The sequence below is a fragment of the Variovorax sp. GW821-FHT09D05 genome (genome assembly GCF_059416325.1).
In genome coordinates, this window is record NZ_JBWKOZ010000005.1 from 459768 (window position 1) to 479388 (window position 19621).

Annotated in this window: 21 protein-coding genes; 8 read left to right on the forward strand and 13 right to left on the reverse strand. The window is 68.2% G+C overall.

All coding sequences use genetic code 11. From position 1 onward, the window contains the following. The first annotated feature begins 4 nt into the window (after positions 1 to 4). From AC07O3_RS16440 to AC07O3_RS16470, 7 genes are all read left to right on the forward strand, one after another. A complete protein-coding gene (locus AC07O3_RS16440) occupies positions 5 to 211 on the forward strand; it encodes a YbdD/YjiX family protein (RefSeq protein ID WP_093058085.1) in 207 nt (68 codons plus the stop codon). A gap of 126 nt (positions 212 to 337) precedes the next feature. After that, entirely contained in the window at positions 338 to 1141 is an 804-nt protein-coding gene (locus tag AC07O3_RS16445; RefSeq protein WP_495339820.1) for a class I SAM-dependent methyltransferase, read from the forward strand. Between the two features lie 157 nt (positions 1142 to 1298). Continuing rightward, positions 1299 to 1718, forward strand: coding sequence for an SEL1-like repeat protein (locus AC07O3_RS16450; protein WP_093058086.1), 420 nt, complete (start codon positions 1299 to 1301; stop codon positions 1716 to 1718). Positions 1719 to 1817: 99 nt separating this feature from the next. Beyond that, positions 1818 to 2513: a hypothetical protein gene (locus tag AC07O3_RS16455; protein WP_495339821.1), complete on the forward strand. Its 696-nt coding sequence runs from the start codon at positions 1818 to 1820 to the stop codon at positions 2511 to 2513. Positions 2514 to 2535: 22 nt separating this feature from the next. Further along, complete coding sequence (locus AC07O3_RS16460) at positions 2536 to 3198, forward strand: phosphoribosyltransferase (protein ID WP_495339822.1); 663 nt, start codon at positions 2536 to 2538, stop codon at positions 3196 to 3198. Then, a complete protein-coding gene (locus tag AC07O3_RS16465) occupies positions 3189 to 3962 on the forward strand; it encodes a hypothetical protein (RefSeq protein ID WP_495339823.1) in 774 nt (257 codons plus the stop codon). The genes AC07O3_RS16460 and AC07O3_RS16465 overlap by 10 nt, the downstream gene beginning before the upstream one ends. A gap of 66 nt (positions 3963 to 4028) precedes the next feature. Then, the gene (locus AC07O3_RS16470; protein WP_495339824.1) at positions 4029 to 4763 is read left to right on the forward strand and encodes a hypothetical protein; all 735 of its coding nucleotides are present in this window, start codon (positions 4029 to 4031) and stop codon (positions 4761 to 4763) included. A gap of 29 nt (positions 4764 to 4792) precedes the next feature. On the opposite strand, the gene metC is transcribed toward AC07O3_RS16470, so the two are convergent. From metC to AC07O3_RS16490, 4 genes are all read right to left on the reverse strand, one after another. Continuing rightward, a complete protein-coding gene (gene metC, locus AC07O3_RS16475) occupies positions 4793 to 6007 on the reverse strand; it encodes a cystathionine beta-lyase (RefSeq protein ID WP_495339825.1) in 1215 nt (404 codons plus the stop codon). A gap of 34 nt (positions 6008 to 6041) precedes the next feature. After that, positions 6042 to 7052 carry a Bug family tripartite tricarboxylate transporter substrate binding protein gene (locus AC07O3_RS16480; RefSeq protein ID WP_093058090.1) on the reverse strand — a complete coding sequence of 337 codons (1011 nt, stop codon included), beginning with the start codon at positions 7050 to 7052 and terminating at the stop codon, positions 6042 to 6044. A 55-nt stretch (positions 7053 to 7107) separates the two neighbouring features. Beyond that, positions 7108 to 8688: a rhodanese-like domain-containing protein gene (locus AC07O3_RS16485; RefSeq protein ID WP_495339826.1), complete on the reverse strand. Its 1581-nt coding sequence runs from the start codon at positions 8686 to 8688 to the stop codon at positions 7108 to 7110. Positions 8689 to 8774: 86 nt separating this feature from the next. Next, positions 8775 to 9365: a cysteine dioxygenase family protein gene (locus tag AC07O3_RS16490; RefSeq protein WP_093058092.1), complete on the reverse strand. Its 591-nt coding sequence runs from the start codon at positions 9363 to 9365 to the stop codon at positions 8775 to 8777. Between the two features lie 106 nt (positions 9366 to 9471). Between AC07O3_RS16490 and AC07O3_RS16495 the strand changes: the two genes are divergently transcribed. Next, the gene (locus AC07O3_RS16495; protein WP_093058093.1) at positions 9472 to 10350 is read left to right on the forward strand and encodes a LysR substrate-binding domain-containing protein; all 879 of its coding nucleotides are present in this window, start codon (positions 9472 to 9474) and stop codon (positions 10348 to 10350) included. 15 nt (positions 10351 to 10365) lie between these two features. Here the strand turns inward: AC07O3_RS16495 and AC07O3_RS16500 are convergent, their stop codons facing one another. The 9 genes from AC07O3_RS16500 to AC07O3_RS16540 form a co-directional block, all read right to left on the reverse strand. Further along, positions 10366 to 11889, reverse strand: a complete 1524-nt coding sequence (locus AC07O3_RS16500; RefSeq protein ID WP_495339827.1) for a diguanylate cyclase domain-containing protein — start codon at positions 11887 to 11889, stop codon at positions 10366 to 10368. Between the two features lie 34 nt (positions 11890 to 11923). Beyond that, a complete protein-coding gene (lplT, locus tag AC07O3_RS16505) occupies positions 11924 to 13186 on the reverse strand; it encodes a lysophospholipid transporter LplT (RefSeq protein ID WP_495339828.1) in 1263 nt (420 codons plus the stop codon). After that, the gene (locus AC07O3_RS16510; protein ID WP_495339829.1) at positions 13183 to 14004 is read right to left on the reverse strand and encodes a GNAT family N-acetyltransferase; all 822 of its coding nucleotides are present in this window, start codon (positions 14002 to 14004) and stop codon (positions 13183 to 13185) included. Before AC07O3_RS16510 ends, lplT begins: the two co-directional genes overlap by 4 nt. 18 nt (positions 14005 to 14022) lie before the next feature. Beyond that, complete coding sequence (locus AC07O3_RS16515) at positions 14023 to 15117, reverse strand: hypothetical protein (RefSeq protein WP_495339830.1); 1095 nt, start codon at positions 15115 to 15117, stop codon at positions 14023 to 14025. Then, the gene (locus tag AC07O3_RS16520; RefSeq protein ID WP_495339831.1) at positions 15117 to 16061 is read right to left on the reverse strand and encodes a methyltransferase; all 945 of its coding nucleotides are present in this window, start codon (positions 16059 to 16061) and stop codon (positions 15117 to 15119) included. The genes AC07O3_RS16515 and AC07O3_RS16520 overlap by 1 nt, the downstream gene beginning before the upstream one ends. Then, positions 16055 to 16945 carry an iron-containing redox enzyme family protein gene (locus AC07O3_RS16525; protein ID WP_495339832.1) on the reverse strand — a complete coding sequence of 297 codons (891 nt, stop codon included), beginning with the start codon at positions 16943 to 16945 and terminating at the stop codon, positions 16055 to 16057. Before AC07O3_RS16525 ends, AC07O3_RS16520 begins: the two co-directional genes overlap by 7 nt. 118 nt (positions 16946 to 17063) lie before the next feature. Then, positions 17064 to 17894, reverse strand: coding sequence for an urease accessory protein UreD (locus AC07O3_RS16530; protein WP_097198430.1), 831 nt, complete (start codon positions 17892 to 17894; stop codon positions 17064 to 17066). A gap of 32 nt (positions 17895 to 17926) precedes the next feature. Beyond that, positions 17927 to 18454 carry a nucleoside deaminase gene (locus AC07O3_RS16535; protein WP_489017623.1) on the reverse strand — a complete coding sequence of 176 codons (528 nt, stop codon included), beginning with the start codon at positions 18452 to 18454 and terminating at the stop codon, positions 17927 to 17929. Continuing rightward, entirely contained in the window at positions 18451 to 19479 is a 1029-nt protein-coding gene (locus tag AC07O3_RS16540; RefSeq protein ID WP_093080619.1) for an ABC transporter substrate-binding protein, read from the reverse strand. Before AC07O3_RS16540 ends, AC07O3_RS16535 begins: the two co-directional genes overlap by 4 nt. Between the last annotated feature and the right edge of the window lie 142 nt (positions 19480 to 19621).

Genomic DNA, 19621 nt, shown 5'->3' on the forward strand with positions numbered 1-19621 from the left:
CGCCATGGGCCTCGCATTGCCGGAAGCCGGGCGCTACTTTGCGCGCTCGCTCAAGCAGTCGCTGCGGCTCATGGTCGGGCTGCCCGACTACGACGCCTACCTGACGCACATGGCGGCCACCCACCCTGACCGGCCGCCGATGAGCTACGAGGCCTTCTTCCGCGAGCGGCTGGAGGCGCGCTATGGGGCGGGCAAGGGGCGCTGCTGCTGAGCCTGGCGCGGCATTGCGTTACAGGTCTTTCCGATCGAAGCCCCGTCTCTAGGGATGTACGGGCCGGTTCCCGGGGCCTAGAGTCCCGTCCATGTCCGCAGCCTTGTGGCTGGCATGGAGGGCGATATGTCCCAGGATCCGTTTGCAGAGTTCAAGGGCCGCCAGCGCGAGATGTGGTCGACCTTTGCGCCGACCGCCATGTTCACGACCCCGGTGGCCGGGCATCTCGTCAGGTTCGCGCAGGTAGCGCAGGGCGAGGCGGTGCTGGACGTCGGCACCGGAACGGGCGTGGTGGCCATCACGGCGGCGCGCCGGGGCGCACGCGTCACGGGGCTCGACCTGACGCCCGAGCTGCTCGAAGCCGCGCGCGACAACGCCGGCGTCTCCGGGCATGGGGACATCACCTGGACCGAAGGCGATGCCGAGAACCTGCCGTACGCCGATGCCTCCTTCGACGTGGTGCTGAGCCAGTTCGGCCACATGTTCGCGCCGCGTCCGGAAGTTGCCGTGGCCGAGATGCGCCGCGTGCTGAAACCCGGCGGCCGCATCGCTTTCGCCACATGGCCGCCGGAGGATTTCGTGGGGCGCATGTTCGCCTTCATCGGGCGCAACTCGCCGCCCCCTCCGACCGGCGCGTCGCCGCCGCCGCAATGGGGCAACCCGGGCATCGTCGCGGAGCGCCTGGGGCCGCACTTCGAGGCGCCGTTCTTCGGGCGCGGCACCATGCAATTTCCGGCCCTGAGCATCGAGCACTTCCGCTTGTTCCTCGAGCGCTCGGTCGGCCCGATGCGCAAGCTCGTGGAAGGTCTCGCGGGCGATCCGCAGAAGCTGGCGGCACTGCGGTCCGAGTTCGATGCGCTTGCCGAGCCGTACTACGTCGACAACGTGGTGCACCAGAACTACCTGCTGACGCGCGCGCGGGCACGCTGAGCGCCGCCGGGCCGACACGCCGGGGCCGTTGCAGGAGTTGCCGCATCGAGCCGTCATTGGGCTCAGGCGCCGACTGAGGCGGCCTGTGTCAATTCCAGCTTCTTTCTTTGGCGCGGCGGCGCGACGATGTCTTCCATGTCAATCGTGGAGAACATCGATGCAACCCGAATTCAACCAGCTTGCCGGCCTGTCGTTGCGCTGGCGGGTCTTGCTCTCGGCGGCGCTGCTCCTGGCGGCCGCGCTCTGCGCGGCCAGTCCGCTGGACGCCGGCACGCAATTGCAGGCCGAGCAGCGCTTCCAGCTCGCGCTGGAGGCACAGGCCGCGCGCGACTACCGCTCGATGCTCGAACAACTGCGCCAGGCGGCCAACGAAGGCCATGCCGAGGCGCAGGAGATGCTCGGCATGGTGCTGATGACCGGCCCCGCGCTCTACGGCACCGCCGTGAAGGCCGACCGCTGCGAGGCGGGCATGTGGATGCGCCGCGCGGCGGTGCAGGGCAGCGAAACGGCGAAGGTGCAGCTGACCTTCCTGAACCGGCTGCGCGCCTCGCCTGCGGGGAAGAGCGCCTGCGGCTGAATGCGTAGTGCCTGAGCGCGGCCATGCTTGCGCACTGGTCGCACAATGGCGCATGGCGACGAGGGCGTGCTGTCGCCCTCGACACAAGGACCGTCCTCCATGCGCAACGTGCTCGATTTCAGTTCCTGGCAAGGCCTGCTCACGACCCTGATGGGCCTGGTGCTGGTGTCTGTCGTGGCGGTCGGCATACGCCTGCTCGTGATGCACAGCGTGCAGCAGCGTCGCGAGCGCCAGAACCGGCAGATCAACGAGCGGCTGAAGACGCTCATTGCGGCCTACAAGGTGCTGGGCGGTTCGTTCACCGGCGACCTTGCCGTCGACCCCAGTCATCTGCGTGAGCTTCGGCAACGGGCAGGGGCTGCGGCGGCAGAGGATGCGGCTGCTCATGCAGACGTGTCCGCATCGGACCGCCGTCGCCGCATTCGCGATGCAGTGGAAGCCGCGCTGTCCGACGTGATCCTGCTGGGCACCGAGACGCACGTGCGCCTCGCCGCCAAGGCGGCCAGCGACATGGTTGCGGGCCGCATTGTCGAGACTGCAGAACTGGTTGTGGCACTGCGAACATTCATCCGCGACGTGCTCGACCTCGACCCCGTTCCTGCGGAACTGGGCATTCCCAGGCAAGGCCCCGTGCGGGCGAAAGGCACGCCTGCGCGTGGTGATCGTGGCGAAGGGGCCGGTGGTGGGCGTGGTGGCGGTGCGAAAGGTGACGGCGGTGGTGGCGGCGGCGCGGGGATGCGGTCCGAGACCGTTCTTGAAAGCAACGACGCCCACGCGCCGGGCAGCCGCGAATGAAGCGCGAACGAAGAGGGATGCGATGTTCAAGGATCGCTCCGATGCTGGCCAGCAACTGGCGTTATTGCTGAGCCAGTACTGCGATGCTCAGGGCTGCATCGTCCTCGCACTGCCGCGAGGCGGCGTGCCGGTGGGTGCTGAAGTGGCCCGCGCGCTGCACCTGCCACTCGATGTGCTGGTCGTGCGCAAACTAGGCCTGCCCGGCCATGAGGAATACGCCGCCGGCGCCATTGCAGTCGGCGGCATTCGCGTGACGGGCGAAGAAGCGCCCGGTATGGCGCGCACATTGAAACGGGAGCAGCGCGAACTGCAGCGGCGCGAGCGCGCATACCGGGGCGATCGCGCGCCGCTCGACCTGCATGACATGACGGTCCTATTGGTGGACGACGGACTGGCGACCGGCTTGTCGATGCGCGCAGCGGTGATTGCTGCAAGGGCACTCGGCGCAGCCTCGGTCATCGTGGCCGTGCCCCTGGGCAGCGCGTTCGCGTGCCATGCGCTGCAGACACCGGCCGACCCGTCAGCGCTGACCGGCATCGGCAGCATGAGCCCCGCCATGACCCATGCCGACGAGGTGGTGTGCCTGCACACGCCAGAGCCCTTCTTCGCCGTCGGTGCCTGGTACGAATCATTCGAGGCGCCCAGCGACGAAGAGGTGCTGCAGGCGCTGGCGCAATGGCGCTGATGATCTTTCTTCCCCGACGCCTCCGCACCGTAGACTCCTGTGTCACCAAAGAGTGGAGCGGAGTGATGGCCCAGAGAGAAGTACACAACGAGAGAGTGGAACGAAGTGCCTTCCACTTCGCAATGCGTGCGGGAGCATTGATTTCATGCGTGGCGCTGCTGGTTGCTACTGCCTTGGCGCTGGCAGGCTGCGCATCGCATGACCCGAATCTCAAGCGCATCTCCGGGGATTCCATCGAACTCCATGAGAAGCTGATGTTTTCCGCCATCGCAGGCGCAGCGCCCGGCGTGCGGCACTACCACGGCTTGTTGCCCGGCACCTACAAGGCCACCATGGAAGACAAGGCCGGTCGGTACTACTTCGGCAACGGTGCCCTGCTGGTGCTTGGCGGTCAGCAGAATGCCGATGGCACCACCGAGGAGCCACTGGCCGTGGGAGGGTTCTGGCTGGCGAAGGACAAGGGCGCATCTCCGCCAATGCGCCTGTTCTACCTGCCGAAGTTCCGGGATCAGGGCACGATGGTGAACGGCGTGATCGTGAACACCATTGTGCAAACTCCGGGGCTCTCGGTCGGACAGGCCGGCATTGCCGGTGCGCTGGGTGGCGCGATTGCCGGGGCGATCGTCGAGAGCGGTGCCGTGGGGTATGGCCCGAAGAACGGGGAGCCGATCTTCGTTCCGTTCAAACAGGTGCCGGATGAGAGTCTGCTCTTCACGCAAGCTGTGGCTAGCCGTACCCCGGCCAAGGCGGAAGAGGCGCGTTGAGACAGGAAGTACCTACAGGCAATGAAGAACGCACTCTCTTGACCAACGAAACCGAGCCTGGCGCCGATGCCCATCCATTCATTTGCCGCAACCGACCTCGTCTTCGATCACCAGAAACTCGGCGTGCTTCTGGTGTTTCCGACAGAGCAACTACCTCAGGCGCGGCTTCGTCCCAGCCCGGTCGACCTCGAGGAACTCGTCGACAGCCCGCATCCCTATCTGCGTGAAATGGCCGAACAGGCCTTGCAGCGGGACAACGGAATCAAGAATGCTCTGGACGCGATCGCGAGCGAGTTCGAATTTGCTCCGCTCACCACGCTGAAGCGATGGTGTCAGGCCAACGGCTTTGCGGCGCTTGCCTCGGAGTTAGGGCAACTGCCTGTCGCGGCGGCGGAAGGCACCTTCAAATTCAAGGGCTACCTTCCGACCAGGATCGATGAATCGGCAGCAACACGCTACGCCGCGTTGCTTCTCCTCATGGCTGTGCGTGCGATCTTCTTTGGCGAGCGAAGAGGTCTGGATCAGATCGTCGGCAGCATCGAGGCCAAGGGCTGGCGCTATGCCCGTGTGCTTCCAGAAGACTCTGCGCTCGTGGTCAGCGGCTTCATGACGCTGTCCGAACATTTTTCCGATCTGGGGATGGCGACGGTGCTCCGCTCATGCGCTCAGCGAATAGTCGATGCTGTTCATCCCGAAGACAGACCTGTCGCTGCGCTCGCAATCACTTATTCGTTGCTGGTGTCGACCGGTCGTGCCGCATTGGCCAAAAATCCTCAGCTACTTCTGAAGTTCGCTAGCTGAAGAATTCAGAGCTTCTTTTCGGTCGAGTGCTATGCCTTCTGCGCCGGAGCACTCATCGCATCGAACCCACGCGCCAGATCCGCCGTCAGATCTTCCGGCGCCTCCAACCCGATGTGCAACCGCACAACCGCCCCGCGCTTGCTCCAGTCCGTCACGCGGCGCGCCGCGCGCATGTTGGTCCATGCCACCAGGCTTTCATAGCCGCCCCACGATGAGCCACGCCCGAACAGCGTGAGCGCATCGACGAAGCGCTCGACCGCGGCGCTCTCGATGCCTGGCTGCAGCTCGATGGAAAGCAGCCCGTTCGTGCCGCTGCAATCGCGCTTCCAGATATCGTGCCCCGGATGCTGCGGCAAGGCAGGGCAGAACACGGTGGCCACTTCAGGCCGCTTCTGAAGCCAATGCGCCACTTCCAGCGCATGCCGCTCGTGCATCTGCAGCCTAGCCGACAGCGTGCGCATGCCGCGCAGCACCAGCCATGCGTCGTCGGGGCTCACGGTCATGCCGAATGCATCGCAGCGCTCGTTCAGCGGCCGCCATGCGGCTTCGGTGGTGGCGACTGTGCCCATCATCACGTCCGAGTGGCCCGAGAGGTACTTGGTGGCGGCCATCGTCGAGATGTCCGCGCCCAGCGCCAGCGGCCGGTACTGGCAGCCCGAGCCCCAGGTGTTGTCCGCCGCGAGCAGCGCGCCGCGTGCGTGCGTCAGCTCCGCGAGCTTCGGCAGGTCGCACATCTCGTAGACCAGCGAGCCAGGGCACTCCGCGTACACCAGCCGCGTGTTGGGCTCGAACAGTTCCTCGATGCCGCTGCCGTCCGCCGCGAAGAACGAACTGCGAATGCCGTACGGCTCCAGGAACGAATGCACGAGGTTGCGCGTGGGCTCGTACACGCTGTCCGACATCAGCACATGGTCGCCCGGCTTCAGGTACGACAGCAGCAGCATGCCGATGGCCGCGAGGCCGGTCGGAAAGAGCCGCGTGCGGTAGGCCCCTTCGAGTTCGCTCACTGCATCTTCTAGCGCAAAGGTGGTCGGGGTGCCGCGTGCGCCGTAGCTGAAGATGCGCTCGTCGTCGCGCCGCGCGCGTGCGTCGCGCATCGCGCCCACGCTGTCGAACAGCACGGTGCTCGCGCGCACCAGCGGTGTGTTGACGGGCGCGCCGCCGGCATAGGAAGGTGCCTTGCCGGTGCGCGTGAGCCGGGTGTCGAGGGAGAGTCCAGGGAAGTCTTTGTGCGAGTTGGACATGGTGTTCAAGCGTTGGCCAAGCCTCGATGGTGCGTCAATCTGCCTTCGCACCGGAAAGTTTGACGATGCGCGACCAGCGGTCGATGTCCTGGCGCAACTGCGCGGCGAAGGCTTCGGGCGAATTGGCCACCACTTCACTGCCACCGTCGTTCACGAGCTTGGTCACCTCAGGCATGCGCAGCGTGCGCACGATGGCTTCGTTCAGATAGGCCACGCGCTCGGGCGGTGTGCCGGCCGGTGCGAAGAAGCCGTACCAGTCTTCGAAGCGTGCACCGGCATAGCCCAGTTCCTCGAGCGTCGGTGCATTCTTGAAGACGCCGATGCGGCGCGGGCTGGTCACGGCCAGCACGCGCAGCTTGCCGTTCTGCACCAGGCCCGCGACCGAGGATGTCGAGGTCACGAGCACATCGACCTGTCCGCCGAGCAGGTCTGTGAGTGCGGGGCCGGCACCCTTGTAGGGAACGTGCGTCATGGCGATGCCGTCGTCCTTCGACAGCACCACGCCAACGAGGTGCGACAGCGTGCCGTTGCCGGGCGTTGCATACGTCACCTTGCCGGGGCTGGCCTTGGCCTTGGTGGCGAGGTCGGCGAAAGTCTTGAGCGGCGAGTTGGCATCCACTACCAGCGCGAGCGGCGCGGCGTTGATCTGCGTGATGGGAATGAAGTTCTTGATCGGGTCGAAGCCGGGCGCCGCATACAGCGTGGGGTTCACGGCCATGATCGACACCTGCGAGGTGAGCACGGTGTAGCCGTCGGGCTTGGCGTCGGCCACGGCCTTGGCGCCGATGTTGCCGCCCGCGCCGCCGCGGTTGTCGACCACTGCCGCCTGTCCCATGATTTCCGGCAGGCGCGTGGTCACGAGGCGTGCGGTTGCATCGTTGCCGCCGCCGGGCGGGAAGGGCGAGATGAACTTCACCGTCTGCGACGGATAGCCGTTGCGCGGTGCGAGCGGTTCGGCTGTGGCTGGCTGCAAGACGAGCGCCGCGAGCCATGCGGCGGCGACGGCAAAACGGGCAAGGTGCGGGATGCGGCTGGCGAACGACATGACGGAACTCCTGGAATAGGAACGGACAAGGACGAACAGAAAGCGAAAGCCGGGCTCAGGCGTGCGATGCGGCGGTGGGAAGGCGGAAGGCGGCCCGCTCCTGCGCATCGAGCTGCGCGACGAGGCCGGTCTCCCATGCGAGGTAGCGGCGCGCGGCTTCCTTGTTGCCGTCGTGCCGGTCGTGCACGAAGAACAGGTAGTCGATGCAGTCGCTGTCGGCGGGCAGCGCGGGCGTGGCCTCGACGGGCAGTCCTGCGGCGCGCCATGCGGCCATGCCACCGGCCAGCAGCAGCGGCGCGGGCGAGTGGCCTGCGAGCTCGGAGGCGGCAGCCCATGCCGCAAGCGCGGCATCGTCGGCGACCAGCACGAGCTGGCGGGTCTCGCTCTTCACGTCGCCTGCGAGGCGAGGGCGAATCGACCAGCGCGCCTGCGGGATATGGCCGGCGCGAAACTGCATGCTGCCGCGCAGGTCGATCACCGCCACCTCGTTGCGCTCGATGCGCGCAGCGAGGGCCTGCGTATCGATGGTGGCCAGTGCGGGTGCACCCGGCGCTGCAGCAGGCGCGAGCGAGAGGCCACTCGCCAGCCCGCCCTCGAGCACGCTCGCGTCATGCCCCATCTGCCGCAGCCAGCTCGCGATGGTCGGTGCGCGCACGCCGTCGTTGTCGAACAGCACGAGCCGGGCACCGCGCACGCCGAAGTACTGGTCGCCTGCCTGCATCAGTTGGCCGCCGGGCGTGTGCTGCGCGCCGGGCAGGCTGCCGGCCGCGAATTCTTCCGGCGTGCGTACGTCGCACAGGAACAGGCTGCGGCTCGTGTCGGCGGCCCATTGCTGCACGGTCTGCGCATTCACCGCCGGCACGTCGAAGCGGGCGGCCAGCGCTTTCGCGGCGGGGCGCAGGTCGGTGTTGCCGCTGTCGTCCGCATAGCGCCGCGTGCCGCCATGCTCCAGCGTGTGGTCGCCCAGGTACCAGCCCTGCGTGCCGTTCTCCAGCGCATAGACGGGGTTGGGCAGCCCGAGGTTGATGAGCGTCTGCGCGCCGATGATGCTGCGCGTGCGGCCCGCGCAGTTGATGACGATGGGCGTGGTGGTGTCGGGCACCAGCTGGCGCACGCGGTAGGCCAGCTCGCCGTTGGGGCAGCAGGTGGCGCTGGGGATGTTCATCTTGTGGAACTCGCTGACGGGGCGGCCGTCGAGCACCACGACCTTGTCCTTGCGCGCCAGCATCTCGGCGAGCTGGTCGGCGCTGACGCGGGGCGTGTGATAGACCTCTTCGGCCAGTTCGCCGAAAGTCTTCGAAGGCAGGTTGACGCCCGCGAACAGCACGTAGCCCGCGGCCTTCCATGCGCGGGCGCCGCCTTGCAGCACGTGCACGTCGGTGTAGCCCAGCACGGCCAGCCGCGCGGCGGCGCGTTCGGCCACGTTGGCATCGCCTTCGTCGTACACCACCACCCGCACGCCGCGGCGCGGCACGAGGCGCGGCGCATCGATTTCCAGCCGGCTGAAGGGCAGGGGAACGCCATAGAACAGATGCGCCTCGCCGTACTGGCCGTGCTCGCGCACGTCGAGCAGCGCGATTTCGCCGCCGTCGTGCAGCCAGGATTTGAGGGTCTTCGGATCGATGAAGGAGGTCATGAGAGCAAGTCGTTGGGACGAACGAAGTCCTGCGAGGCCGCAGCGCGCGGCCCGCATGAGGAAAAGGAAAGCCGGAAAGGGAGCGCTTAGCGGCGCGTCTGCACGCCGATGCCCATGGTCTGGTACGTGCCTGCTGCCAGGTCGTAGGCGGTGCGCTGGTTCAGCGTTTCGAGCGCGCGGCCGTACATGTGAAGGTGGCGAATCACTTGCTCGCCCTGGATCTCGACCGAATGGATGTCTTCAGGCATCAGCGCGATGCCCTTGCCCGGCGCGACGACGACCAGTTCGGTCTGCTTCAGCTTGCCCACGCCCGGCACGTTGCCGTCGTCGGTGCGCTCGTACACGCGGTTGTGCTCGGTGCCCTCCACGGCCGCGATGCAGGCCCAGGTCGTGTGGTTGTGCGGCACGATCTTCTTGCCCGGGCGCATCACGTTCAGGTACAGCGCGTAGCTCTGGTCCGGGTCTTCGGCGATCAGGTAGCGGGCCTGGTGCTCGCCGGCCTCGGGCGGCGGGAAGTCGGCGGCGCCCCAGTATTCGGTGTGCGCGGCCAGGTCTTGCAGCGAATCGAGCACCACATCGAGTTTTTCGCGGGTGGCTTCAGCGCCGCCGATGGCTTTCTTCATGTCGGCGATGGACGCCTCGACGGCCTGGCGGCGTTGCTCGGAAGGGGTGCTCATGCAGTTTCTCCAGTGGGGTTGCCTGTTTGGTGTGCATTCACTGTAGTGACGGGGGCGTGACGCAACAATCCAAGCAGAGCAGGAAACACATCAATAAAATTAATGTATGCCCACGCTCGATCTCGAACTGCTGCGCTCTTTTGCGGCCGTCGTCAGCCTCAACAGCTTTGCGGCGGCGGCCGTGCACCTGGGGCGCACGCAGTCGGCCATCACGCAGCAGATGCAGCGGCTGGAGGAGCAGATCGGTCATCCGCTGTTCGCCAAGCAGGGGCGGCAGAAGCGACTCACGGAGCACGGCGAACGGCTGCTCACCTACGCGCATCACATGCTGGCGCTGAACGACGAGGCGCTGCGCAGCCTGCGGCAGGGGCAGCTCGAAGGCAACCTGCGCATCGGTGCGCCGCACGACGTGGCCGAGACCATGCTGCCGCTGCTGCTGACCGAGGTGGCGCGCACCTCGCCGCTGCTGCAGCTCGACATCCACATTGGCCGCAGCCCCTATCTCATGACATCGCTCAAGAGCGGCGAGGTCGACATGATCATCTCCAACCGCGCCGACGAGCAGTCGCAATTCGAAGGCGTGGTGCTGCGCACTTCGCCCACCGTGTGGCTGTGCGCCGCGAGCTACGTGCACGACCCGACGAAGCCGGTGCCGCTCATCATGGCGGACGGGCCCAGCATCTTCCGCCGCATCGGCCACGAGGCGCTCGACGCGGCGGGCGTGGCCTGGACGCCGCGCTACACCTCGTCGAGCCTGATCGGCATCAAGGCCGCCTTGCGCGCGGGGCTGGGCGTGACGGCGCGCGGCGTGGAGCAGCTCGACGCGGGCTTGCGCGTGCTGGGCGCGGGCGACGGCATGCCGCGGCTGCCCGACCTGGCGTACTACCTCTATGTGCGCAGCCATGTGGTGAACCCGGTCACGCGGCAGGTGTTCGAGACGCTGAAGAAGCACCTGCGGCTGCCGCGTACCGACATGCCGGCGTAGGGCTCCTGCTGTCGCCTACATCATTGCGTAGCTGCCGCGCCCGCCCTGCTTGGCCCGGTACATGGCCTTGTCGGCCGTGGCGAGCAGGTCTTGCGGCGTTTCGCTGCCGCTGCCCAGGGCGATGCCTATCGACACGCCGATGACCATGCTTGAATGCTCCAGCTGCAGCGGTTGGGCAATCGCGTCGATGCATCGCCGTGCCAGCGTCAATGCGGCCTGTTCCGCGGGCTCTTCGAAGTCGGTGGCCAGCAGAACGAATTCGTCGCCGCCGATGCGCGCCACTGTGTCTGTGGGCCGCACCAGGGCCCGCAGCCGGTGTGCGATTTCCCCGAGGGCCTTGTCGCCCGCTTCGTGGCCGAATGTGTCGTTGAGGTCCTTGAACCCGTCGAGGTCGAGGTAGAGCACGGCTACCTGCTGCGCGCGCTGCCTGGCATGGACCAGCGCCTGTTGCAGCCGCTCGTCCAGCAACTTGCGGTTGGGCAAGCCTGTCAATGTGTCGTGGTGGGCCAGGCGAGCCAGCGCCTCCTGGTTGTCGAGCAGCTTGGCCAGCAGCCGGTTGAAGGCTTGCGTCAGGTGCCCGATCTCGTCGTTGCGCACCACCTGCAGCGGCGTCAGCGCGAGTTCGCCGCGGGTCATGCGGTCGGCCTGGTCGGCGGCGCGCAGCAGTGGCCGCAGCAGCCACGCCATGATCAGGCCGATCACGACGAGCACCGCCGTCACGGCGGGCGCGCGTTGCTGCAGGATGAAGGTCTGCATGCGCGACACCGGGGCCAGCGCTTCTGAAACGGGCAGCCTCGCCACCACGAACCAGCCGCTGTTCGGCACCGAGGCAATGGCGGAGATTTCTTCGATGCCCTTGGCGTTGCGCGTCGTCCCGCTGCCGCGAAAACCCGCCATGGCGCGGTCGTGCAATGGGTTCACGCCGTCGGGCGGGGTCGGCGTGAGGGACATCGAGACGTCCGTGGAGGCGACGAAGATGCGGTCGCGCGGCGAGATCACCAGGATGCCGCCGGCCTGGCCCACGCGCCCCTCTTGCAGGTGGTCGAGCAGGCCATCGGCCGAGAGGTCTGCCGTGCCGAGCAGCACGGCGACCACCTGGCCGGCACCGTTGCGGATGGGTGCGGCCATGGGCAGGGCCGAGTGCTGAGAAGCCGTGGACCGTGGGCGGCCTACCGCGCGCTTCCCGGCGGATGCGGCTGTGAATTCCGGACCGCCCGTTTCCAGCTGTACGGCGCTGTCGCGCCCGTCGAGTCGTTTGCCGGTGACATCGGTGACCACCAGGCCGAGGGGGAAGAAGGCGCTCAGCGCGCTGCGTTCCGCCAGCCATGCATGCAGCTGCTCGGGCTGCGCCAGGAGTTCCGGCGGCAGGGCGCCAGCCAGGCGCTCCAGGAACGACAGCCGTTCGTCCAGGTAGTTGTCGACATCGCGGGCCACGTAAGCGGCCAGCGCCATCTGCTGCGTCGCCACCGATTTCGTCAGGTCTTCCCGCAGGAAGCGGGTGAGCTGGATGTAGCTGGCGGCGGTGCCCACGACTGCCATCGCCAGACCCATCACGAGGAGACGAACGACCAGGCTATTGGCGGATTTTCGGAGATTCACTCTGGCTGCGGGTCGAGAGGCGGTTAGGTGCGGGACTGTATCCGAAGCGCTCCTGCGGCCGCCGACGGCGCGACCAGAGGAGGGCCGCGCCCATGGCCAGCACCAGGAAGCCGCCGAAGCCTGCCAGCGTCGGCAGCAGCGGCGCATCGAAATACAGCAGCGCGCCGTACACCCCCAGCATCGCCAGCGAGGCCAGGCTCTCGTTGAAGTTCTGCACCGCGATCGACTGGCCCGGGTGCATGTACAGCAGCCCGCGGCTTTGCAGCAGCGCGTTCATCGGCACCAGAAGCAGGCCCGCGAGCGTGCCGATCACCATCAGCAGCGCGGCGGCCACGGCGGGCTGCGTCACCAGAGTCATGAGCAATATCACGGCGCCCAGTGCCATGCCGATCGGCAGCGCGCGCAACGCACGCCCGAGCGGGAACCAGCGCGAGGCACCGACGGCGCCAGCCGCCATGCCGATGGCCACCGCGATCTGCAGCAGCGCGCCCTGCGACAGGGTGAGCCCCAGCCGCTCGGCCGCCCAGCGCAGCACCAGAAACTGCAGCGTGGCCGACGCGGCCCAGAAAAGGCTGGTAACGGCCAGCGAGATGCGCGCATCGGCATCGCGCCACAGCAGCGCCAGCGAGCCCCCGAAATCACGAAGCAGGCGGCCCGGATGCGCCAGCGCCGCGCGGTCGCGTGCCGGGCTGTGCGGAATCGCGAGCGTGCAGGCGGCGGCCAGCAGGTACACCGCGCCGATGGCGGGCAGGGCAAGGCCCTTGCCGACCAGCGTGCTGCCCAGCGCCACGCCGAACAGGATCGACAGCACCGTGCCTGCCTCGATCCAGCCGTTGGCGGCGACCAGTTCTTCTTGCGGAATCAGCTCGGGCAGGATGCCGTACTTGGCCGGCGAGTAGGCCGCGGCGCCAAGGCCGACCAGCGCGTAGGCCACCAGCGGCTGCACCTGCCACAGCAGCAGGGCGCAGCCGCCCAGCTTGATGAGGTTGGTGGCCATCAGCACGCGGCCCTTCGGCGCCGCGTCGGCCACGGCGCCTGCGAAGGCGGCGAGCAGCACGTAGGAAAGATAGAAGAACAGCCGCAGCGCGGGCGTCATCCAGCCGGGCGCGTGGCGCTGCATGAGCAGGTCGATGGCGACGATCAGCAGCGCGTTGTCGGCCAGCGAACTGAAGAACTGCGCGGCAACCACCGAGCGCAGCGCGCGCTTGGACCGCGCGCGTGGGGCCGCCGCGCTCACGCGGTCATGCCGAAGAAGTGCTGGCGGTAGCGCGGCGACACCTCGTCCACGCGCAGCATCAGCGGCAGGTCGGCGGTGTTGAAGGCCACGTCGAGTGCGGGCGGCCCGAGCAGGCGTGCGCCGCAGCGCAGATAGCCCTTGATGAGCGGCGGGGCGGCGGGAGGCGCTGTGTCGCTGTCGGCATCAGCGTCTGCCCCGTTGTCCAGCGGCAGCGCGACGCGCGGCTCCACGCGCCAGCGCTGCTCGACCAGGTGCGTGCGGCACAGCCGGTGCCACAGCCGCGCGGCCGTCGCGCCCTGGTCGTCGAGCCCGATGCTCGCGCAGCCGATCATGGTGTCGAGCGCGTGGTCGACCATGTACTGCCCCAGCGCTGCCCACAGCGCCATGATGACGCTGCCCGAGCGCCACTCGGCATCCACGCACGAGCGGCCCAGCTCCAGCGCGCGGCCGCGCAGCGGCGCGAGCGGCGACAGGTCGAACTCGGTGTCGGTGTAGAAGCCACCCGCGCGATGCGCCGCCTCGGGCGTCAGCACGCGGTAGGTACCGATGAGCGGGCCGGGGCCGTGCAGCGGGTCGATGGCGCGCACCAGCAGGTGGTCGCAGAAGGCGTCGAAGCGGTCGACGTCGAGCCCGGGCGGCGTGCCTTCGGGTGGCGTGAGGCGCGCGCCCATCTCCTGCCCGAACACGCGAAAGCGCAGGCGCTGGGCGTCGCGCACGTCTTCTTCGCAATCGGCCCAGCGGGTTTCCAGCACGGGCGCAGCGGCCGCGAGTGGCGTGGGCGAACGGTGGGGCAGGGCGTGCGTGGCGGTGATGTCCATGTGCGTGCGGCAATTCACTCAGTTGGAGGGCGGGTAGCGGTCGACCAGGCGGTTCTGCCGCCGATTGAGCCGTGCGAGCGCGAGCAGGCCGATGGGCCGCACGCCGGCCTTGCGCTGCGCCGCGCCAATGGCGAACAGCAGCCGTTGCTTGGCGAAGACCATGCGAAAGCCTTGCACCACGCCGGTGTCGGGGTCCCAGGCCTCGATGGCTTCGGAGCCTGCGCCGTTGATTTCCATGATGGTGAAGCCGCGCCCGGCGCCGAGTTCGCGCAGGCTCTGGTAGCGCACGTCGAAGCGCCCGAAACGGAAGTCGGGCATGTCGCGCGCGATGGCGTCGATGGCGCGCACGAGCTCGGGCGTGATGAGCGCCGCGCCGTCGCGATAGAGGCCGCCCACGCGGGTCGAGCCGATGGTGGCCAGCCGCACCTGCTGGCCGGCCGCGGGCACGCTGTCGGGCGGCACGCTGCATTCGTGGCGCGGCGAGCGCGCGATGCGGCGGGCGCGCGCGTCGGCCGCCACGAGTTGTGCCACGGTGCTGCGACCGTCGCCCGTCACGCGCGGGAAGTAGCGCAGCGCCAGGCCGATGATGCGGCCTTTGCCAGTGTCGGGGTCGCGCGCATAGAAGATGCCGGCCTCGCCTTCCTGTGGCAGGTAGCGCTGCAGCACGACCGTTTCACCGCGAGGAAAGACGGCCAGGTAGGCCAGCAGCGCTGCCATGTCGGACAGCAGGCGCACGCCGTAGCCGCACAGGCCGAGGTCGGGCTTGGCGACCACTGGAAACGCGAGGCCGCCGTTGGCCATGGTGTGCCGCAGCGAGTCTTCGGTTGCCGTGCCGTCGTTGAACACCGCGCAGTAGTCGGCCGTGACCGAGCGCGCCAGCGCCCCCATGCCGCGGAAGTATTCGAGCTTGCCTTCGCCCACCAGCCCGCCGGAAGTGAGGTGCGGGTTGGCCGCCGATGGCACGGTGGCGCCGCCGTAGCGCAGCGACAGCCACAGCCACTGCATCACCAGCGGAACGCAGATGAGCCACTTGGGCATGCGCTCCAGCACGCTGCATTCGCGCACCACGGCCAGCCGGCCGGTGTCCACGCCGAAGTCGAGCCCGGCGGCCATCACGCGGCCTCCGTTGCGCGGGTGGCAATGAGGCCGACTGCGGCGATGCGATCGATGTGCGCATACACCGGCCGCTCCAGCTCCTCGCCGAACACATCGGGGTCGATCTCGGCATACGACCTGTCGAAGCCGGGTGCTGCGAGCAGGGGCTGCAGTTCGGCAAGGAACGGGTCTTCGCCATCGACCATGGCCACGCCTGTGTAGAGCAGCAGTTGCCCGCCCGGCGCCAGCCGCTTCAGCGACTCGGCCGCGATGCGCACGCTGAGCGCTCGCCCGAGCCGCGTGCCGCCGTGGCGGTAGGCGCGCTGCGCGCCGTCGTCGAGGTAAGGCGGGTTCGACACGATGAGATCGAATTCGCCCTCGACCGCCGACAGCGCATCGCCTTGCGCGAGCGTGACGGGAATGCCGGCCACTTCCGCATTGATGGCCGTGTACTGCAGCGCAAGCGGGTTGATGTCGTTCATCACGACGGTCGCCTGCGTGCCCATGGCCGCCAGCCCACGCGCCACCGCGATGCCGCCCGCGCCGCTGCCGCAACCCACGTCCAGCACGCGCACATGAGGCTGCGCCTTGCGCCGGGCGAGCGCGTGGTGGAGAAAGCGCGCGAAGCGGCTGGTGTCCGGCCCGAAGAACACCGCGTTCTCCTCGACCGTCGGATAGGCCGAATGAAAGAACAGGTCGTCGCCCAGGCTGGCGATGCGCACGGTGCTGCGCAGCAGCGAGCCCGTGTGCCGCACGATGCCGGCACGCTCCATGTCGGCCAGCAATTCCGGCGGCACCGCGCGCGCTTCGAACGACAGGTTCCAGCCGAAGATGTCTCGCAGCGTCGCGCCCGGCTCGCGCCCGCGCCGCGCGAGCACGCGCTGGTGGGTCAGCGGGGTGACCGTGGTGAATCGGTAGCCCGTGGCCGCCACCTGGCGCAGCACGCCGGCCGCGTTCAGCATGCGGTGGCCTCCTCGGCGTGCCGCAGTTCGGCGGTGTAGCGCTCGAAGCAGCGTTCGCCGCAGACAAGGCGCATCAGCGCGCCTTCGGCGATGAACTGCCCGCAGGCCGGATCGGCCTCGACCAGCGGCCGGATCACTTCGCGGTTCCATGCGCGCGAATGCGACACGTCGAGCGCCGCATGCAGGTCGAAGTAGGCGCGCGCGCGGCCGCTCAGGCCCAGGCGGCGCATGCCGGCCGCCACTTGCTTCACGCGCCCGGGCGCCGTGAGCTCGATGACGCCGAGCGCGCCTATGGAGTGGTAGCCGTAGCGGCGCGTGGTCGCCAGCCCGACCATGGTGTTGGCGAGCGCGAGCGACTCCCACACGGTGGTGTCGATGGCCGGGTGCAGGTCGAGCTCGCGCACCATGTGCTCCAGCATCTGGCCGTGCATGGCGCTTTGCTTGCCGTGCCCCATCTCGTCCCAGAAGTTGCGCGCGCATTCCAGCTTGGGCTGTGGCGGCAGCTTGACCTGGGTGTAGGCCAGCAGGTCTTCGAAGCCGGCTTCTCCCGCGGCCTCCTGTGTGAGGAACCAGCGCATCTGCGGCAGCGTGGCCTCGTCGGCCAGCCAGTCGAACAGCGGGTGATGCTGGCCGGGGCCGGTGTGCGCCAGCGATTCGAACCAGCCGATGAAGTGGCCCGCGTTGCCGGCCGATGCCGCTGCCGCCTGCACCGAAGCGCGCAGGGCTCCGAGGTATTTGCCTTCGAGCAGCCGGCACGCATGCTCGCGGGCAAGGTCGTCCTGCCACTCGGGCGAGGGGCTGCCGAGCCTGAGTCGCTCGGCGTTGAACCGCGCCAGGTGCCGGTGAAGCTGCGTGTTCGCGTCGGGAGTGTCGTCAGGAGACATGGCCGATCCTCGTCATCCGCTGGGCAAAAGAATCAGGTTGCGCCTTTGCAACGCGGCTGTCCGTCAGACAGTGCCTACAGATTCGCCCCTCGGCGCGGGGGATCGGGGGAGATCGGCCTCAGGTCGCCCAGATGCGCGGCGTGGCCGCGGGCAGCTGCCACAGCTCGCTGCGCCATGCCTGCCAGACCTGGCGCAGCAGCTGCATCGCGGGCTCGACCACGGGTGCCAGAACCCGCAGCACGACCACTTCGGGGTGCGGGCTGGTGGCGCCGGCGCTGTCGAACAGCGGGCTTGCTTCGAGCAGCGTGCGGGCTTGTGCAAGCAAGGCATCGCGCCGGGCGCGCGCCACCGGCGAGCCAGCCACGAAGAACAGCGAGGCCATGCAGCGGTGGCCGCCGAGGCCGATGGGGCTTTGCAGCAGCCGGTGGTCGGCCGCGTCGATGCGCCCGCGCTCCAGCCACACGCCGGGCACCTCGATGTGCTGCAGGTAGGTGCCGCGCTCGAAGGGCTGGTTGGCGTTCGGCAGGCCGAGCGCGGTGACGTCCCAGCCGATCAGCTCGGCGCCGGGCGCGACCTCGATGGAGAGCCGGTTCTCCGCCTGGCAGCCGCTGTAGCAGATGGCTTCGAGCGGCAGCCATTCGAGCCGCGCGCCGGCCGCGAGGCGGATGCGCGTGCGCTGCAGCGCCAGCTCGCCTTCGGAGCGGTAGAAGCGCGAGGCGCCGGGCGTGGTGATCAGTCCGTGACTGCCGTCGGCGGCCTCGATGTCGATGTCGAGCGTGTCGCCGCCCACCAGCCCGCCCGGCGGATGCACCAGCACGTTGTGGCAGACGGTGTCGCCCTCGGGGTACAGGCTTTGCAGGATGCGCAGCGGACCGTCATGGCGAAAGCGGGCGACGGTGCGGGCGGCTTCTTGTTGGTAAGCGAGATGGAGACGGGCGTGCCAGGGCATGCAGCGAGTCTAGTGCGCTCGCTTGCGGTGTCTCAGATCTTCCAGGCGCCGTCGTGGGCCGCACTCGCTTCGTCGATCAGCGCCGGCCCGATGCATTCGATGGGATGCGGCGAGGCGCGGAACACGTCGCGGCACGACAGCTCGGCATCGCGCTGGTCTTGCCGCTCGCCACGAAACACGCGCAGCCGCTCGGCATCGATGCCGAACACCACGCGCCCGATGTTCGACCAGAAGATGGCGCCGGCGCACATCACGCAGGGCTCGCCCGATGCGTAGATCGTGGCGCCCGCGAGTTCTTCGCGAGAGAGCTTGCGCCCGGCCAGCGCGCGCAGTGCGTTGACTTCGGCATGGGCGGTGCAGTCGCCGGTTTCGGCATTGCTGTTGCCGGCTTCGGCCAGTACTTCTCCGGCGGCGGAGACGATGACCGAGCCGAAGGGCCGGTTGCCCCGGCGGCGCGCTGCATGCGACCAGACGATGGCCTTGCGCAGGTAGCGCCCGTCGCGTTCGTCGAGCGTGGTTTCGGCGGGATAGGTGGTGGTGTTGTCGCTGTTGGAGTTCATGCCTTGGGGAGGGAGCGTTCGCTGCGCGATGGAAGCATTGAAGTGTTGAAGATGGCGTCGGACGCGGGCTTGACCTTGAGGCCGAAGACATCGGCCACTTCGTCGACCTGCTGTTCGAGCGTGAGTTTCTTTATATCGCCAAGACCGTGGCCGCGCGTGTCGGCCGCGCCCACGTATTGCGCGGTGATGCCCCAGCGCTCGAGTTCGATCTTCTCGTCGAGGATGGGCTCACGCTGGCGCATGGCCGCGATGCTAGGCGCTGGATTGGCAAAGGTCTCGACGATGGCGCGGTTGCTCGCGCGCAGAAAGGCCGCCACTACCTTCGGGTTCTGCGCGATGAGGTTGCTGCTCGCGAGGATGGCGTTGCCGTACAGGTTGACGCCCGCGTCCGCGTACTTGAGCACCGACAGCTCCTCGGGCTTCATGCGCGCGAACAACGACACGGCCGAGTCGTGGAAGTAGGTGGCGGCGTCGACGTCGCCGCGCACCATGACGTTGTCGCGTGCGCTGAAGTCGGTGGTCTGCCACTGGAAGGCGTCGCCGCGCATGCCTTGCTTGCGCGCGACCATCGGCCAGGCGCGGCGTGTCGATTCGACGGCCGCCGCCGCGACCTTCTTGCCCGCGAGGCTCTTGAAGTCGCCGGTCACGCCGCGGTCCTTGCGGCCGATGATCACGAACGGTGCACGGTTGTAGTACTGGTACACGGCCTGCACCATCGGCGTGCCGGGGTTCTGCGCGTTGAACTCGACCAGCGAGCTGATGTCGCCCAGCCCCAGCTGGTAGACGCCGCTGGCAATGCGAGTGATGGAGGCGACCGAGCCGGCGCCGGTGTCGATGCTCACGTCGAGCCCCTCGTCCTTGTAGTAGCCCTTGGCCAGCGCCAGGAAGAAGGGAGAGGTCTGCCCGTTGATGCGGAAGTCGAGCGTGAACTTTAGCGGGGTGAGCTTGCCGTTGCTGCCTTGAGCGAAGACGGCAGGGGCGGCAAGGGTGGCGGCACTGGCCGCGAGGAAGGATCGACGTTGCATGTGGGGCCTCGGAAGCTTCGGGTCTTGAATCCCCCTGCGCAGGGCAGAAGGCGTTTCAAGAGCAATTTCCGGGCGGGCGCACGTTCGTGGTGCGTGCGCTGCTGAACGCTTCTACTCTTGCAGCAGGTCATGCACGACGCAT

Coding starts and splice junctions, on each gene's coding strand:
- AC07O3_RS16460 (WP_495339822.1), top strand. CDS start 2,536: ATGTTCAAGGATCGCTCCGATGCTGGCCAGCAACTGGCGTTATTGCTG.
- AC07O3_RS16535 (WP_489017623.1), bottom strand. CDS start 18,454: ATGAACTCCAACAGCGACAACACCACCACCTATCCCGCCGAAACCACG.
- AC07O3_RS16445 (WP_495339820.1), top strand. CDS start 338: ATGTCCCAGGATCCGTTTGCAGAGTTCAAGGGCCGCCAGCGCGAGATG.
- AC07O3_RS16500 (WP_495339827.1), bottom strand. CDS start 11,889: ATGGCAGTCGTGGGCACCGCCGCCAGCTACATCCAGCTCACCCGCTTC.
- AC07O3_RS16440 (WP_093058085.1), top strand. CDS start 5: ATGGGCCTCGCATTGCCGGAAGCCGGGCGCTACTTTGCGCGCTCGCTC.
- AC07O3_RS16450 (WP_093058086.1), top strand. CDS start 1,299: ATGCAACCCGAATTCAACCAGCTTGCCGGCCTGTCGTTGCGCTGGCGG.
- AC07O3_RS16455 (WP_495339821.1), top strand. CDS start 1,818: ATGCGCAACGTGCTCGATTTCAGTTCCTGGCAAGGCCTGCTCACGACC.
- AC07O3_RS16525 (WP_495339832.1), bottom strand. CDS start 16,945: ATGTCTCCTGACGACACTCCCGACGCGAACACGCAGCTTCACCGGCAC.
- AC07O3_RS16530 (WP_097198430.1), bottom strand. CDS start 17,894: ATGCCCTGGCACGCCCGTCTCCATCTCGCTTACCAACAAGAAGCCGCC.
- AC07O3_RS16485 (WP_495339826.1), bottom strand. CDS start 8,688: ATGACCTCCTTCATCGATCCGAAGACCCTCAAATCCTGGCTGCACGAC.
- AC07O3_RS16480 (WP_093058090.1), bottom strand. CDS start 7,052: ATGTCGTTCGCCAGCCGCATCCCGCACCTTGCCCGTTTTGCCGTCGCC.
- AC07O3_RS16540 (WP_093080619.1), bottom strand. CDS start 19,479: ATGCAACGTCGATCCTTCCTCGCGGCCAGTGCCGCCACCCTTGCCGCC.
- AC07O3_RS16515 (WP_495339830.1), bottom strand. CDS start 15,117: ATGGCCGCCGGGCTCGACTTCGGCGTGGACACCGGCCGGCTGGCCGTG.
- AC07O3_RS16520 (WP_495339831.1), bottom strand. CDS start 16,061: ATGCTGAACGCGGCCGGCGTGCTGCGCCAGGTGGCGGCCACGGGCTAC.
- AC07O3_RS16490 (WP_093058092.1), bottom strand. CDS start 9,365: ATGAGCACCCCTTCCGAGCAACGCCGCCAGGCCGTCGAGGCGTCCATC.
- AC07O3_RS16510 (WP_495339829.1), bottom strand. CDS start 14,004: ATGGACATCACCGCCACGCACGCCCTGCCCCACCGTTCGCCCACGCCA.
- metC (WP_495339825.1), bottom strand. CDS start 6,007: ATGTCCAACTCGCACAAAGACTTCCCTGGACTCTCCCTCGACACCCGG.
- AC07O3_RS16465 (WP_495339823.1), top strand. CDS start 3,189: ATGGCGCTGATGATCTTTCTTCCCCGACGCCTCCGCACCGTAGACTCC.
- AC07O3_RS16470 (WP_495339824.1), top strand. CDS start 4,029: ATGCCCATCCATTCATTTGCCGCAACCGACCTCGTCTTCGATCACCAG.
- AC07O3_RS16495 (WP_093058093.1), top strand. CDS start 9,472: ATGCCCACGCTCGATCTCGAACTGCTGCGCTCTTTTGCGGCCGTCGTC.